At 61.8% G+C, this 14,555-nt stretch carries 13 protein-coding genes; 3 read left to right on the forward strand and 10 right to left on the reverse strand.

What is annotated here, in order from left to right; genetic code table 11:
* Nucleotides 1–13: 13 nt before the first annotated feature.
* From clpX to PV375_RS00850, 3 genes are all read left to right on the forward strand, one after another.
* Nucleotides 14–1,297, forward strand: coding sequence for an ATP-dependent Clp protease ATP-binding subunit ClpX (clpX, locus tag PV375_RS00840; RefSeq protein WP_332105730.1), 1,284 nt, complete (start codon nucleotides 14–16; stop codon nucleotides 1,295–1,297).
* 15 nt (nucleotides 1,298–1,312) lie between these two features.
* Nucleotides 1,313–1,930, forward strand: a complete 618-nt coding sequence (locus PV375_RS00845) for a hypothetical protein (RefSeq protein ID WP_332105731.1) — start codon at nucleotides 1,313–1,315, stop codon at nucleotides 1,928–1,930.
* A 153-nt stretch (nucleotides 1,931–2,083) separates the two neighbouring features.
* Nucleotides 2,084–2,797, forward strand: a complete 714-nt coding sequence (locus PV375_RS00850; protein ID WP_332105732.1) for a hypothetical protein — start codon at nucleotides 2,084–2,086, stop codon at nucleotides 2,795–2,797.
* Nucleotides 2,798–2,884: 87 nt separating this feature from the next.
* Here the strand turns inward: PV375_RS00850 and PV375_RS00855 are convergent, their stop codons facing one another.
* The 10 genes from PV375_RS00855 to PV375_RS00900 form a co-directional block, all read right to left on the reverse strand.
* Nucleotides 2,885–4,969, reverse strand: coding sequence for a M3 family metallopeptidase (locus PV375_RS00855; RefSeq protein ID WP_332105733.1), 2,085 nt, complete (start codon nucleotides 4,967–4,969; stop codon nucleotides 2,885–2,887).
* Nucleotides 4,970–5,016: 47 nt separating this feature from the next.
* Nucleotides 5,017–5,256, reverse strand: a complete 240-nt coding sequence (locus PV375_RS00860; protein WP_332105734.1) for a hypothetical protein — start codon at nucleotides 5,254–5,256, stop codon at nucleotides 5,017–5,019.
* Nucleotides 5,256–5,777: a GNAT family N-acetyltransferase gene (locus tag PV375_RS00865; protein ID WP_332105735.1), complete on the reverse strand. Its 522-nt coding sequence runs from the start codon at nucleotides 5,775–5,777 to the stop codon at nucleotides 5,256–5,258. Before PV375_RS00865 ends, PV375_RS00860 begins: the two co-directional genes overlap by 1 nt.
* 112 nt (nucleotides 5,778–5,889) lie before the next feature.
* Nucleotides 5,890–8,478, reverse strand: coding sequence for a valine--tRNA ligase (valS, locus tag PV375_RS00870; RefSeq protein ID WP_332105736.1), 2,589 nt, complete (start codon nucleotides 8,476–8,478; stop codon nucleotides 5,890–5,892).
* 108 nt (nucleotides 8,479–8,586) lie between these two features.
* Nucleotides 8,587–8,799: a hypothetical protein gene (locus PV375_RS00875; RefSeq protein ID WP_332105737.1), complete on the reverse strand. Its 213-nt coding sequence runs from the start codon at nucleotides 8,797–8,799 to the stop codon at nucleotides 8,587–8,589.
* A gap of 179 nt (nucleotides 8,800–8,978) precedes the next feature.
* The gene (gene adhP, locus PV375_RS00880; RefSeq protein WP_332105738.1) at nucleotides 8,979–9,995 is read right to left on the reverse strand and encodes an alcohol dehydrogenase AdhP; all 1,017 of its coding nucleotides are present in this window, start codon (nucleotides 9,993–9,995) and stop codon (nucleotides 8,979–8,981) included.
* A gap of 111 nt (nucleotides 9,996–10,106) precedes the next feature.
* Nucleotides 10,107–10,547: a hypothetical protein gene (locus tag PV375_RS00885; RefSeq protein WP_332105739.1), complete on the reverse strand. Its 441-nt coding sequence runs from the start codon at nucleotides 10,545–10,547 to the stop codon at nucleotides 10,107–10,109.
* 127 nt (nucleotides 10,548–10,674) lie between these two features.
* Nucleotides 10,675–12,120, reverse strand: coding sequence for a DNA/RNA non-specific endonuclease (locus PV375_RS00890; RefSeq protein ID WP_332105740.1), 1,446 nt, complete (start codon nucleotides 12,118–12,120; stop codon nucleotides 10,675–10,677).
* A complete protein-coding gene (locus PV375_RS00895; protein ID WP_332105741.1) occupies nucleotides 12,117–12,455 on the reverse strand; it encodes a hypothetical protein in 339 nt (112 codons plus the stop codon). The genes PV375_RS00890 and PV375_RS00895 overlap by 4 nt, the downstream gene beginning before the upstream one ends.
* A gap of 237 nt (nucleotides 12,456–12,692) precedes the next feature.
* A complete protein-coding gene (locus PV375_RS00900; protein ID WP_332105742.1) occupies nucleotides 12,693–14,537 on the reverse strand; it encodes a phosphoenolpyruvate carboxykinase (GTP) in 1,845 nt (614 codons plus the stop codon).
* Nucleotides 14,538–14,555 lie beyond the last annotated feature (18 nt).

Genomic DNA, 14,555 nt, shown 5'->3' on the forward strand with positions numbered 1-14,555 from the left:
TTGGGAGGTTTTCATGGCACGCATCGGTGAGGGTAGCGATCTGCTGAAGTGCTCGTTTTGTGGCAAGAGCCAGAAGCAGGTGCAGCAGCTGATTGCCGGCCCCGGTGTCTATATCTGCGACGAGTGTGTCGAACTGTGCAACGAGATTATCCGCGAACGGATGAGCGAACAGCAGCCCGAGGCGGTCGCCGAGTTCGATCTGCCCAAGCCGCGCGATATCTATGAGTTCTTGCAGAACTATGTGGTGGGGCAGGAAGACGCCAAGCGCGCACTGTCGGTGGCGGTCTACAACCACTACAAGCGCATCCGGCACGCCGAAACCCCGAAAGACCAGGCCGATGACGACAGCGAGGCGATTGAGATCGCCAAGTCGAACATCCTGCTGATCGGCCCCACCGGCACCGGCAAGACCTATCTCGCCCAATCGCTTGCGCGCCGCCTCAATGTGCCCTTTGCGGTTGCCGACGCCACCTCGCTCACCGAGGCCGGGTATGTGGGTGAAGATGTCGAGAACATCCTGCTGAAGCTGCTGCAGGCCGCCGACTTCGATGTGCAGCGTGCTGAAACCGGTATCGTCTATATCGACGAGATCGACAAGATTGCCCGCAAGGCCGAGAACCCCTCGATCACCCGCGATGTGTCGGGCGAGGGGGTGCAGCAGGCGCTGCTGAAGATCATCGAGGGCACCACCGCAGCGGTGCCGCCGCAGGGTGGCCGCAAGCACCCGCAACAAGACTTCATTGAGATCGACACCACCAATGTGCTGTTTATCTGTGCGGGTGCATTCGCCGGTCTCGAAGAGATCATCTCGTCGCGCGCAGGCAAGAAGGGCATCGGCTTTGGCTCGCCGCTTCACTCGCCGAGTACCGTCGACAACGTTTTCGGTGACGTTGAACCCGAGGATCTCCACAAGTTCGGGCTCATCCCCGAGTTCATTGGCCGACTGCCGGTGATCACCACCGTCGAGCCGCTCGATCGCGACGCGCTCGTGCGCATCCTCGTCGAACCTCGCAATGCACTGGTCAAGCAGTACCAGCGCATGTTTGAGCTCGACGAGGTCGAGCTCGAGTTCGACGATGCGGCGCTGCAGGAGATCGCCGATCTGGCGGTGGCACGGAAGACGGGCGCTCGCGGTCTGCGCGCCATTCTCGAAGAGGTGCTCGGCCCGATCATGTTTGATATTCCATCGCGCGACGACGTCGCCAAGGTATCGATCACCGCCGATGTGGTGCGCCAGAACGCCGCCCCCACGATTCTCCCGAAGCCAGCGGACGCACGGAAAGGAAAAACCGCCTAGCGCGGTGCCGCCAGCATGATGAGCCGGCCAAAACGAGCAATGGCCGTGATCGCGCTCGTGGTCACGGTTAGCGCGGCGACTTCCGGATGCACTGCCGAGTCGCTCACGGTCGAAGACCCGCGTGCACAAACGCCCACCCCAACCCGTATCGTTGAGACGCTCACTGAGCCCGAGGGGTTGCCACACGGCAGCGAAACTCCCGGACCCGCTGAATCAACACCTCCTACGGGCGGCGAAAACGATAAGCGTACGCCACGTGTGGATGCGCTACGGGTGGGCGATGATGACTTCTCGGCGCTCGACTGGGATATCACCTGTGGTGGGCTCGATAGCGCTCCCTCTGTGCTCGGTACCGCCGAGGACGGTGGCGACCAGTATGTGTTCATGCTGCTGGCCAGTGGGGCCGACCAGCTACTGTCATTCACCTTTAGCTACGGACCCGATGGTGGCGGTCACACTTCAAAGACCGGGCTGACGGTTACTCCCGGCAGTGGTCAGGGTAACGGCACCTTCACTCTCGAAGGAACGCGCATCATCTCGGACGGTCGTGGCATCTCGTATTCGCCTGAGGGCACCGACCGCACGGCAAAAACGCTCTACACCGCCGAGTTCACCTGCGCTGACGACGAATAAATGAACGATCGCGCGGCTGAGGTTCAGCTCGCCAGAGTCATCCGCTCGTTGGATGCCTGCACTACCTGAAGCGGTCGGTTTATGTTTTCTTGCGTTATTACCATGTTGATGCGGTGACTAGACCGCGAATTGATTGCAGGGGAGGACGCTCACGTGGAGCACACATCTCGAGGCCGCAAGGTATTGGCTCTCATGGCGGCCGTGCCGTTGGTCGTTGGCCTGACCGCATGTGCGAACGGCGATGACAACGATGACAAGCCGAAGTCTAAGCAGACTCGCAGCGCAGAAAATAAAGGTGACGGCGGCGGTGGTGGCCTGTTGCCATTCGGCGGTGGGGGTAATGGCCCAGCACCCGGCCCCACCGAGGACGGACCCAATGGCGGCGGTGACATCGGCGGGGGTGGCACCGGCGGTGGTGGCGGCTTCGGCGGCGGTGACGGTGGTGACGACATCGGTGGCGGCGGCACCGGCGGCACCGGTGGCAGCGGTGGCGGTGGCACCGGTGGCGGCGCAGGCGGTCGCGATGTCGTGCGCCTCGGTAACACCGACCTGTCTTCGATCGATTGGCAAACCACCTGCAGTACGTCTGGCGGTTACACACTGACTGGTGGTGACTCCAAGTACTCTTCATCTGCCGACGCGGGCGCAACGTTCCTTGTCACCGCAGACTCACAGGGCAAAGTTGATTCGGTGCTGCTGTTTGGCGAAGACACCAGTGATAATGTGTCGTACTCCTCAACGACCGGCGGAACTGCGCCCCAGCTCAACTACTCAAGCGGTCGAATGCGAGTTACGGGTGAGGGCAGCTCATTCAGTGGAGATGTCAAGAAATTTGAGATCGACGTTGCTTGCGATCTCGAGTACTGAGTTCTACGAGTAGTTAGCGCCGGTGTGCCGCATCCTCCGCCCAGGGGGGAGCAGCACACCGGCGCCAGTGTTTATTGGCGCGACCGGCTAGTCGAGACCGCGGCGGTGCAGCAGCGGCTGGATGCTGGGGTCGCCACCGAAAAACTCCCGCACCATCTCCATTGCGTCACGCGAGCCACCGGGGCCAAGAATGATGCGACGGAACTGTTCACCGAGCTCGCGAATAGCAGCCGGGTCTTCGCCGAGCGCCTCGAATCGCTCCACCGTGGCCGCATCGAACACCTCCGACCAGATATAGCCGTAGTAGCCGGCGGCGTAGCCGCCCGCGAAGATGTGCTGGAAGTAGCATGACGAATAACGGGTCGGCACCTCGGGCAGCAATAGCCCGGCACGGTCAAGAGCTTCGCGCTCGAACGCGGCCACATCGTGCACCGCCTCGGCCTCGGCACGGCTGAGCGAGTGCCAGGCCTGGTCGAGCACCGAAGCGGCGAGGTATTCGGTGGTCATGAACCCCTCGTTGAACTGCGATGCGCGCTGCAGCCGCTCGACCCACTCGGCCGGCATCGGTTCACGGGTGACGTGGTGCACGGCGTAGCGGGGCAGCACCAGCGGGTGCAGCATCCACATCTCGTTCACCTGGCTCGGATACTCGACAAAGTCACGTTTCACGCTGGTGCCCGAATTGCTCGGATACACGGTGTGCGCGAGCAGGCCGTGCAGGGCGTGCCCGAACTCGTGGAACATGGTTTCGACCTCGTCGAGCGAAAGCAGTGTCGGCGATCCGGCCGGGGGCTTGGCGACGTTGAGCACATTAAACACCACCGCCTGCTGGTCAAGCAGCTCGTTTTGTTCAACGAAGTTCGACATCCACGCGCCGCCTCGCTTCACCGGGCGGGTGTAGGGGTCAAACAGGTATAGCCCGAGGGCAGTGCCGTCCTCGTCAAAAACTTCAAACACTCGCACATCCGGTTCGTAGCCGGTGAGATCTTCCCGAGGGGTGAAGCTCAGCCCGTACACCAGTTTGGCGGCAGCAAACACACCATCAATCAGCACTCGGTTCATCTCGAAATAGGGCTGCATAGCCGCGGTGTCGAGCTCGTAGTCGCGTGCGCGCACCTGTTCGGCGTAGAAGGCCCAGTCGTGGGCGGCAAGCTGGAATGGCTCGGCACCCTGTGCGCGTTGCTGTTCATCGGCCAGCGTTTGCAGGGCTTCAAGCTCACGGCGAGCATTGCGCACCGCCGGTGGCGTGAGCAGTTGCAGCCGCTCGCTGATGGCCGCTGCCGACCCCGCGGTCGAATCGGCCGCGGTCGCCTCGGCGGCGGATGCAAAACCGAGCAGTTCGGCTCGTTCGGCGCGCAGCCGCACGATTTCGAGCACCACCTCGGCATTGCTGTGCTCGCCCTCACTCGCGCGGGCCACCGAGGCGGCGTGGATGCGAGCCCGCAATTCACGATTGCGCAGCTGCGCCAACCACGGATGACCGGTATAAAGCGGCAGCGTAATCAACCAGCCATCGGGGTGACCCGCATCGGTAGCCGCCTGAGCCGCCGCAGCGCGCTCATCCTCGCCCAATCCATCAAGCTCAGCAACGTCGGTGACGAGCACCGCGCGAGCATTGGTGTCGGCGAGCAGATTCGCCTGAAAAACCGTGTTGAGCTCGGCAACGCGCTCATTAATGGCGGCGAGTCGCTGCTTTTCGGAGTCTGCCAGCGCGGCACCGGCGAGTTGGAATCGCAGCCGGGTCTGCTCAACCAGGTGCAGTTGCTCGGTGGTGAGGTCGAGCGTGTGACGCTGCTCGTAGACCGTGTTGATGCGCTCAAACAGCTGTGTGTTGAGTTCAATTGCATCAAAATGAGCGGTGAGTTTGGGGACGTATTCACGCTCGATTTCTGAGATCGGCTCGGTGGCGTCGCTCGAGGTGAGGGCCCAAAACACCATGGCCACGCGCCGCAGCAGCTGGCCGGAGCGTTCGAGTGCGGCAATTGTGTTGTCGAATGTTGCCGGTTCGGATGCATCGATAATGGCGGCAATTTCAGCACGGTGCTGCGTCAACCCGGCCTCGAACGCGGGACGATAGTGTTCGTCGCGAATATCGGTGAAGGGCGGGAGTTCGTACGGCAGTTTGGATGGGGCCGCAAACGGGTTTGCTGGATCGAGTTTTGGTGTTGGCATGGTCAGAGCCTAATCGTGACCAGCCCAGAACTGGCTTGATGTTGGAACTAGCCCGTCAGCCAGTCGTCGTCTTCATCGCACAGCTCACTGCTGCCGTCGGTGACGGCTCCGGTGTCGTCAATTTCAAGATGCGTGCCGTCGCTGTGATCTGCAATTGGGCGTCCCTCGAGCCAGGTGAGCGTCCATGAGCCGCCGCGCAGATTCGCCGCTGTGATGGCTTCGACAAGCGGCTCCGGCACGCTCGGGGGAGGGGGAGCGCTGTCAGCCCAGCGGGTGCCGATTTGCATTATGCCTCGACGTCCAGGGCCGGGTTGCTCTCGTAAATACCCGACTTTGAGATCGGTTCGGCGCCGGCTAGCTGATGCAGGGTCTCGCTTGCCGCGAGCCAGCGAATTTTGGTTGCGCCGATTGCCCGTGCTCGCTGCTGTACGGCAGCAACAAGGGCACGAGCCGCAGCCTCATCACGGGCGGCGCGATGCACATATGCCAGGTGTACATCGAGTGCGGCAGCACCGGTGCTGAGCGAGATCGACGGCAGCATGAGGGCCAGGCCGATGAGGTTCCCCGAGCGGTCGGCGACGAGGGCTTCCAATTGCGAAGCTGGAGTCGTCTTCGAACTTTCGTGGCCAAGCTGCTGCCAGATGCGCAGCGCAATCTCATCTCGGTAGACGAGCCCGCTTACCTCTAACGACTCTGCCAGCAAACTCACCCACGGGAAAAAATCTTCGCGGGCCACCGGGCGCAGCACCGGTGCGATACGTGCCGCAGCGGAGCGATTGGATGAGCGTGAGTAGTTGGGAGTGGTCATAATCCTTTTTCTAGAGCGCGTCGCCTATTTTAGGCCGGGATGACGAGCCAAAACAGTGCCCACATAGTTTCGGGCCGGTGGCTGTACGACACACCGGCCCGAATCTGTTGGCTTATTTTTGGGGAGCCTCACCGAGTACCGCGTCGCGAACGGTGAGTTCGTCGGCGTCGGTTGCGAGATTGAGTTCTTGGATGCGGCCGACTGCGGCCAGGTCGCCTGCGGCACCTTCCAGCAGCTCAATTTCGGCGGCCGGTGCCGCGATCGTGACGCTCAACAGCGGGGTTTTCTGCGAAACCTTGGCATCGGTCTTGGTGCCGCGGATGCTGGTGAGCGTCTGCGAGGTGAGGGCGAGCAGTTCGGCACGGCCCTGTGTGGGCAGCTCGTCCACCGTTGGCCATGCGGCGCGGTGCACCGAGCCTTCCTGCCACCACGACCACACCTCTTCGGTGGCGAATGGCAGCACCGGGGCGAACAGCCGCAGCAGCACGTGGATTGCGGTGCGCATCGCTGCCACTGCCGACTGGCGTGCGGGGGCATCGTCGCCGTAGGCGCGCTCTTTCACCAGCTCGAGGTAGTCGTCACAGAAGGTCCAGAAGAACGTCTCGGTCACTTCCAGTGCCCGGGCGTGGTTGAACTCGCCCAGCGCGCGGGTGGCCGATGCGATTACACCGCGCAGTTCGGCGAGCATTGCCAGATCGAGCGGGTTGGTGATGGCGGCAATCGAGTCGGCACCGGTGGCGTCAAAGCCCAGTGCGAGTTTGGCGGCGTTGAGCACCTTGATCGCGAGCCGGCGGCCGATCTTGATTTGCGTGGGGCGCTGTGGGTCGAACGCCGCGTCGGTGCCGAGTCGGCTCGAGGCCGCCCAATAGCGCACCGCATCCGAGCCGTGGGTGTCGAGCAGCGCGGCGGGGGTCACCACGTTGCCCTTTGACTTCGACATTTTTTTGCGGTCGGGGTCGACAATAAAGCCCGAGATCGTGGCGTGCCGCCACGGCAGCTGACCCTGCTCGAGTTCGCTGCGCAGCAGCGTCGAGAACAGCCAGGTGCGGATGATGTCCTGCCCCTGCGGGCGCACGTCGAAGGGCGATACGAGCTGCCACAGTTCGGGGTCGCGCTCCCAACCACCGGCCAGCTGCGGGGTGAGCGACGAGGTCATCCAGGTGTCCATCACATCGAGTTCGCCGACGAAACCGTCCGGCTCGCCGCGCTGCGACTCGGTGTAGCCCTCGGGAGCGTCGGTTGAGGGGTCGACCGGCAGCTGTGCCTCGCTCGGCAGCAGCGGTGAGTCGTAGTTGACGACACCATCGGCGTCGATCGGGTACCACACCGGGATCGGCACACCGAAAAAGCGCTGGCGCGAGATGAGCCAGTCACCTGAAAGCCCCTCGACCCAGTTTTCGTAGCGCACGCGCATGAACTCGGGCACGAAGTCGAGGTTGCGGCCGTGTTCGAGCAGTCGCGCGCGCAGCTGCTCGTCATTGGCGCCGTTGGCGACGTACCACTGGCGGGTCGAAACAATTTCGAGCGGGCGGTCGCCCTTTTCGAAAAACTTCACCGGGTGGGTGATCTTGCGGGGTTCGCCGATCATCTCGCCCGATTCTTGCAGCGCCTCGACGACGATCTTCTTGGCACTAAAAACGGTTTTGCCAACCATTTCGGCGTACACGGCGCGACCGGTTTCGCTGGTGATGGCCTCGGGCATGGCATCCATGATGCGACCGTCTTCGCCCAGGATGGATCGGTTCGGCAGCTTCAGTTCACGCCACCACACCACGTCGGTGACATCACCGAAGGTACAGATCATCGCGATACCCGAGCCCTTATCTTGCTGGGCGAGCGGGTGCGCGAGCACCGGCACCTCGACGTCGAACAGCGGCGTGCGGGCGGTGGTGCCGAACAGCGGCTGGTAGCGCTCATCGTCGGGATGCGCCACGAGTGCCACACAGGCCGGCAGCAGCTCGGGGCGAGTGGTTTCGATAAAAATGTCGTTGCCGTCGGCGCCGTGGAAGGCGAGCCGGTGGTAGGCACCTGGCTGTTCGCGGTCTTCAAGCTCGGCCTGCGCGACTGCGGTGCGGAAAGTCACGTCCCACAGCGTCGGGGCCATGTCCTGGTATGCCTCGCCACGTTCAATATTGCGGATGAACGCGAGCTGGGATGCGCGGCGGCTCGAATCTTCAATGGTGCGGTAGGTCTGGGTCCAGTCGACCGAGAGACCAAGCTTGCGCCACAGATCTTCGAAGGCACGTTCATCCTCGATGGTGAGCTTTTCGCACAGTTCGATGAAGTTGCGGCGCGAGATTGGCTGCTGGTCGGCGGCCTTGATGCTCTTGCCATCACCGCCCTCGTGCGGGGGCACGAAGTTTTCGACGTACGGCAGTGACGGGTCGCAGCGCACGCCGTAGTAGTTCTGTACGCGGCGCTCGGTGGGTAGACCGTTGTCGTCCCAACCCATCGGGTAAAACACGCGCTTACCGGTCATGCGCTGGTAGCGGGCAACCACATCCGTGTGGGTGTAGCTAAACACGTGGCCGATGTGCAGTGAACCGGATGCGGTTGGCGGGGGAGTGTCGACCGAGTAGACGGTGTCGCGGGTCGCACCCTCACGGTCGAAGCGGTATGTGCCATCGGTTTCCCAGACGTTGCCCCACTTCTCCTCGAGGCCTTCGAGAGCTGGCTTATCGGGGAGGTTTGCGTTCGACATCGCAGCCTTTCACTATCGACGGCACCGAGTTCGGGGTGCCTGAATTTGCACTGGCGCCAAGCCTACCCGAGTGCTGTCAGTGATTGGGAGGGAATCGGAATGAACCGGTTAGCGCGTGGGCTTGTGTTTGTCGGAAGGTTTGCCGAACGCGAACCAGACGAGTGCCCCCAATAGCGGCGAAAGAACGATGAATGCGAACCAGAACACCACGCTGCCGAGCGTCAGCGAGTCGAGGGCCCGGTGCAAGCTCACCAGCGCAGTGATTGCTACTGCGGCGTGTAAAACAAACCCAACTATGGCGAGGAATTCATAGGCTGGCATGTCGTCTCAATGCTCCTCAGCGTGAAGAGAGTCGCTCTTTGATTCCGTGTTCGAGTGGTGCCAATGCGGGCCGGTTGTGCCTCGAGCGGGTGAAGGACGGGCAACCGGCGATGCCGACACAGGATCGGGGCTGTGCTCACGCAAAGAAGCACAGCGCCGATCCTGTGATCAGCTGTGGGCTAGCGGTAGTCGATGACCAAACGACCGTCGATGCCGCCCTGTTTCATAGTGTCGAAGATATCGTTGATCTCGTCGAGTTTACGAGTTGCAACGGTCGGTTTGATCTTGCCGCGTGCAAAGAAGTCGAGGGCCTCTTCCATATCCTGACGGGTGCCCACGATCGAACCGCGGATGGTGAGACGCAGCAGCACCACCCAGAAGATTTCGACTTCGGTGGCCCCCGGGGGAAGCCCCACGAAAACAATGGTGCCCAGCTTGCGGCACATAGCGATCGCCTGGCTGAACGCCTTCGGGTGCACCGCGGTCACGACGATTCCATGAGCGCCGCCGTCGGTGATCTCTTTGACCTTTTCGCCCGGATCTTCAGTGGCCGCGTTAACGACCGCCTCAGCACCGTGTTTCTTGGCAAGCTCGAGCTTGTCGTCGGCGACGTCTACGGCAACTACACGCAGACCCATTGCAACCGCGTACTGCACTGCAATGTGGCCAAGGCCGCCGATGCCCGAAATCACGATCCACTGACCTGGTTTTGCTTCGGTCTCTTTAATCGCCTTGTAGACGGTGACACCGGCGCAGAGGATCGGAGCGGCCTCGACCGGGTCGACACCCTCCGGGATACGGGGCGCGTAGCGTGCGTCTACGACCATGTATTCACTGAACGAGCCATTGGCGGTGTATCCACCGTTGACGACCGAGTCGCAAACGGTTTCCCATCCTTTACGGCAGTATTCGCACTTACCGCATGCACTCCACAGCCACGCGTTGCCGACCATGTCGCCAACTTTGAAATCGTCGACGCCTTCGCCGACCTCTTCGACGATGCCGACACCTTCGTGACCCGGGATGAACGGTGGCTCGGGGCGAACCGGCCAGTCACCCTGTGCGGCATGTAGGTCGGTGTGGCACACACCGGAGGTAACAAGCTTGACGAGCAACTGGTTTGGGCCTGGGGTTGGGCGGTCAACCTCGCTGATATCGAGGTTGTCGCCAAAATTACGGACAACAGCAGCCTTCACGGGGGACTCCTTAGTTCGGGCCCGTTACGACCACTGCCACATGGATGCCGCTGGCTGCAGCTCAGTGGTCACGAGCCAATTCCAGCCTGCCAAAGTTGTCTGAAGTTCTCGTTACGAACTCTGAAGCTTAGCCCGCATCCAATCGGGTGTGTGCTCGGGGGCGCGGGGGAAGGCCTCGGCATCTTGCCGGTAGGAGTCATCTGACGGCTGCATGGTCCACTCGGGCTCGCTGTCGTAGTCGAAGTGGGTTTCGAGCTGCCCAGGGCGAACCAGGCGGAAGGTCGCGGTGTACCAGGTTCCAGTTTGGGGGCGGTACATGATTCGACGGAGTTCGGTGACCGCCTTGATGAGCGGGTAGCTGGCGCCGATCACCTTGCTGTCTTCGGTGCTGTGCGCCTGCTGCTGGTACTCACCGAAGCCACCCATCACCATTGCGGTGCAGGTGACGCTGTCATATTCATCCGGCAGTACATCCCACATCGCGCGTGCCACAGCCACCAGCGCCTCGCGCTGGTCGAGCAAGCCCCCGCTCGGAGTCTCGTTTTCAGCCATTCCGCCCCTTCTTTCTTGGTCGCACTTGCGCGCTCGCTACTGCTTGTACAGTGGCCGGCCGTCTGAACGCTGTCTAGCGTACGACCTCAAATCAACCGCTTCGTTAGCAACCGGTGCCGCGCCCCGCTTACGGAGTGTTGTCGAACACATAGGTCGACGAAATATTGCCGTCGCTCGAGTAGTCAACGATGTAGCTCGTGGGCACCTGGTCGATCAGCCTGTGTTGTTTTTGTAGGTCGCTGTCGTAGACGTGGTGGATGACCACATCCACTTCCTTACCCTTGTCGAGCTCGGCCTTCCACATGTTTTCGAGCCGGCCGTAGTTCGGGCCGTTCTTCTGGAAGTCGGCATTGCTATTGGCCTGGTTTACATCGGCCAGCTGCGGGGTGAGGTTGATGTTCTCGCGAATACCACCGAATTGAGCAGCAACCGCGTGACCACCGTTATAGTCGTACACCTTGTTGCCCGATTCTTTGCTGCCACCCTCGTACGAGCCCATCTGCCCGATCGTGCTCTGAATGCCCTGGTGACGAGCCCCCTTCTTGTCGTCGAGGTCGTCGATGATAACCGTTTCGGTGCGGCCGAGATTGTCGGTGATATAGGTGGTTGACCCCTCACCCCGCGCGTTCATGACGTGGTAGGTGGTGTTTGGCGCCGGTTCGCGCAGGTCGTAGTTGAGCGGCGCACCTTTTTCACGGCTGGCGTTTGCTTCGACGTGAGTGATGTTGCCGTTCTCGTCGGTGTAGTAGGTGCCGCGCAGCATCTGCTCGTTGCCGCCCTGGTGCACGGTGTAGGCAGTGTTGGGTTCGAGTTTGAATCCCTCTGGCGGGAAAGTCTTGTTGGGGTCGATTTTCTCGGCCACATCGACCTTGTTTTTGACCTCGGGCGGGTTCCAGTAGTCGCTCTCATTGAGCGGCAGCTGCGGAACATTGCCCCGGGTCTTTCCCGCGCCCGAGTCGCCGAGCTCGTCACTGAGGTCGATCGAGTTCGCGGTCAGTTGAATGTTCGGGGCACTGCCGTTTGCCGAAGTCGTCACCGGGGTGTTCATCGCAGTGCCGATAGCGGATGACAGCTGAGCGTCAATAGTGTTCGCTTGTGTTACCGCTGCCTGCACCATTCCGGTGAGCGTAGCCTGGTCGGCCATGCCTTTGATCCAGGCGGGTGTTGCGGTGTAGGTGGGTAGGCGCATCGCCACCTGCTGTGCGACGGCAGTGGCTTTGACGGTGGGGCCGATGCTGACCATGCCGGTTGGTGCGATAACCATGCCCGTGGTGGCGGCAAAAGTGTGGCAGGCTCGCACCTGCGTGTTCAGCTGCGTTACGGATGCGGCGCCCTGGGCGAGTGCCCGATCAAGCCCGTCGAGCTGGCCGCTCAGCGTCGTTGCTGTGGCGGTGTGCTCGCCCGCTGATCTGCGGGCAGCATCGGCAGTTTCACCCTTCGACTGGATGCGGCCACCGGCGCTTTGGAGTTCACTGGCTGCCGAGCTGAGCTGGTTGGCGCGGTGCCGGGCCAGGCTGCTGCCTTCCTGCAGGGGTGCGGGATTCCAGGTTTGGATGCTTGCCCAGTTGATCATCGGGTGCCCTCCCCGCCGTAGTTCACTGCCGAATCGATGTTGTTCCAGGCGGTATTGCTGAAGGTGCCCTCACCGTGGCTGTCGGTGCTGTTGAAGTCGGCGTCCGAGCTGCTTGCCGCGGTCGCATCCGAGTTGAGTGCGTCCACGAAGCGACGCAGGTTGGCCTCGTAGGTGGTCGCTGCCGATTGCATAACCTGGCAGGCCGCTGCGCCCGGCATTGCCGCGGTAACCGAACCGGCCGCGCCGGACAGAGTTGCCGGTGCCACCTCCGCGGCGGTGCTGTCAAGCGCCCGCGAGAGTTCTACCAACTCTCCGTTCAAAATTTCCAACGACATAACGACCCTTCAACAGCGGTTGTGGTGCGATTGCGCCGCAAAGTTATGGAGCTTGTCTGAACTTTTGGTGACGTGCTCGGGTGATCACCCGCTGGCTGCTGCTGGTAGTTGTGAGGCACACCGCTAGGGTTCGTGCTGACCTGGTAAAAAATTGAATTCTAGGGATGCAAAAAGTGGGGCGGATGTCGATTTAGTTTCGATCATCCGCCCCGCCAGTTTGGTATGCGTTAACGTTCGCTAGTCGATTGCTTTGAAGCCACCGCGCACCTCGCCCAGCTGGATGAGCAGCTCGGCGGGAACGCGTGAGCCGATCGACTGGAAGTATTTGGTGGTTTCGACCAGCTCAGCCTTCCATCCCTCAACCGGAACCGAGAACAGTTCGTCGAGCTGTTCTTGCGTCACGTCGATGCCCTCGACGTTGATGTCTTCGATACGGGGTAGGTTTCCGATCGGTGTTTCAACGTAGTCGACCTCACCTTCGACTCGGCGAATCGCCCAGTCGAGCGCGCGAATGTTTTCACCGAAACCGGGCCACAGGAAGCTGCCGTCTTCGCCGCGGCGGAACCAGTTCACCTGGAAAATCGCGGGTGCCTTATCGCCGAGCTGTTCACCCATGTCGAGCCAGTGGCCCCAGTAGTCGGCCATGTGGTAGCCGGCGAACGGCTGCATGGCGAACGGGTCGTGACGCAGCTCGCCGATCTTGCCCTCGGCGGCAGCGGTGCGTTCCGAACCGAGCGTGGCGCCGAGGAAGCAGCCGTGGTCCCAATCCTTCGACTGGTAGACGAGCGGCACATTGGTGCGGCGGCGGCCACCGAACAGGATGATGTCGACCGGCACCCCGTCAACGGCCTCCCAATCGGGTGAAATAGTGGGGCACTGGTCGGCACGCACGGTAAAACGTGAGTTCGGGTGTGCTGCCGGGGTGTCTGAATCGGGGGTCCAGTCGTTACCCTGCCAGTCGATGAGGTGCGCCGGCGGTTCTGCGGTCATCCCTTCCCACCAGACATCGCCATCATCGGTGAGCGCGACGTTGGTGAAGATGGTGTTCTTCGAGATGGTTTCCATCGCCACCGGGTTCGTGTCGTATCCGGTGCCGGGCGCGACGCCGAAAAAGCCGAACTCGGGGTTGATGGCGTAGAGGCGGCCGTCGTCACCGGGGCGCATCCAGACGATATCGTCACCGATAGTCTCGACCTTCCAACCGTCAACCTTGGGCCGCATCATGGCCAGGTTGGTCTTGCCGGTTGCCGAGGGGAAAGCGCCGGTGATGGTGTACTTCTTACCCTCGGGGTTGGTGGCCTGGATGAGCAGCATGTGCTCAGCCATCCAGCCTTCGTCGCGAGCCATCACCGAGGCGATACGCAGGGCGAAGCACTTCTTGCCGAGCAGCGCGTTGCCGCCGTAGCCCGAGCCATACGACATGATTTCGCGAGTTTCGGGGAAGTGCGCGATGTATTTTTGGTAGTTGCAGGGCCACGGCACATCGGGTCGGTCGTTACCGTCGTCATCGGTGAGCGGGTAGCCCACCGAGTGCAGGGCCGGCACCCAATCGGTGTCGGGCTTGATGTATTCGAGTGCCGCGGTGCCCGAGCGGGTCATAAGCGCCATCGAAACCACCACGTAGGGCGAGTCGGTGATCTCCACGCCGTACTGGGTGATCTTGCCACCGAGCGGACCCATCGCGAACGGCACCACATACATGGTGCGGCCGCGCATCGAGCCCGAGAACAGGTTTTTCAACTCGGATCGCATCTGCGCCGGATCGCGCCAGTTGTTGGTGGGGCCGGCATCCTCTTCGCGTTCTGAACAAATAAAGGTGCGGCTCTCGACGCGGGCGACATCGCCGGCGTCCGAGCGTGCCAGGAACGAGCCGGGGCGTTTTTCCTCGTTGAGCCGGATCAGCGAGCCCTGCTCGACCATCTCTTCGGTAAGGCGGTTAAACTCTGCTTCCGATCCGTCGCACCAGACAACCTGATTCGGTTTGGTCAGTTCAGCGATACTCACGACCCAGGCGTTGACGTCGGAGTTCGACGACAGCTGGGGGATGTTGTTCGGATTCACCGGAGTATGCGTTGAGTTCATGCTGTTCTGCCTTCTCCT

This window comes from Gulosibacter sp. GYB002 (genome assembly GCF_036577665.1).
Classification (GTDB): Bacteria; Actinomycetota; Actinomycetes; order Actinomycetales; family Microbacteriaceae; genus Gulosibacter; species Gulosibacter hominis.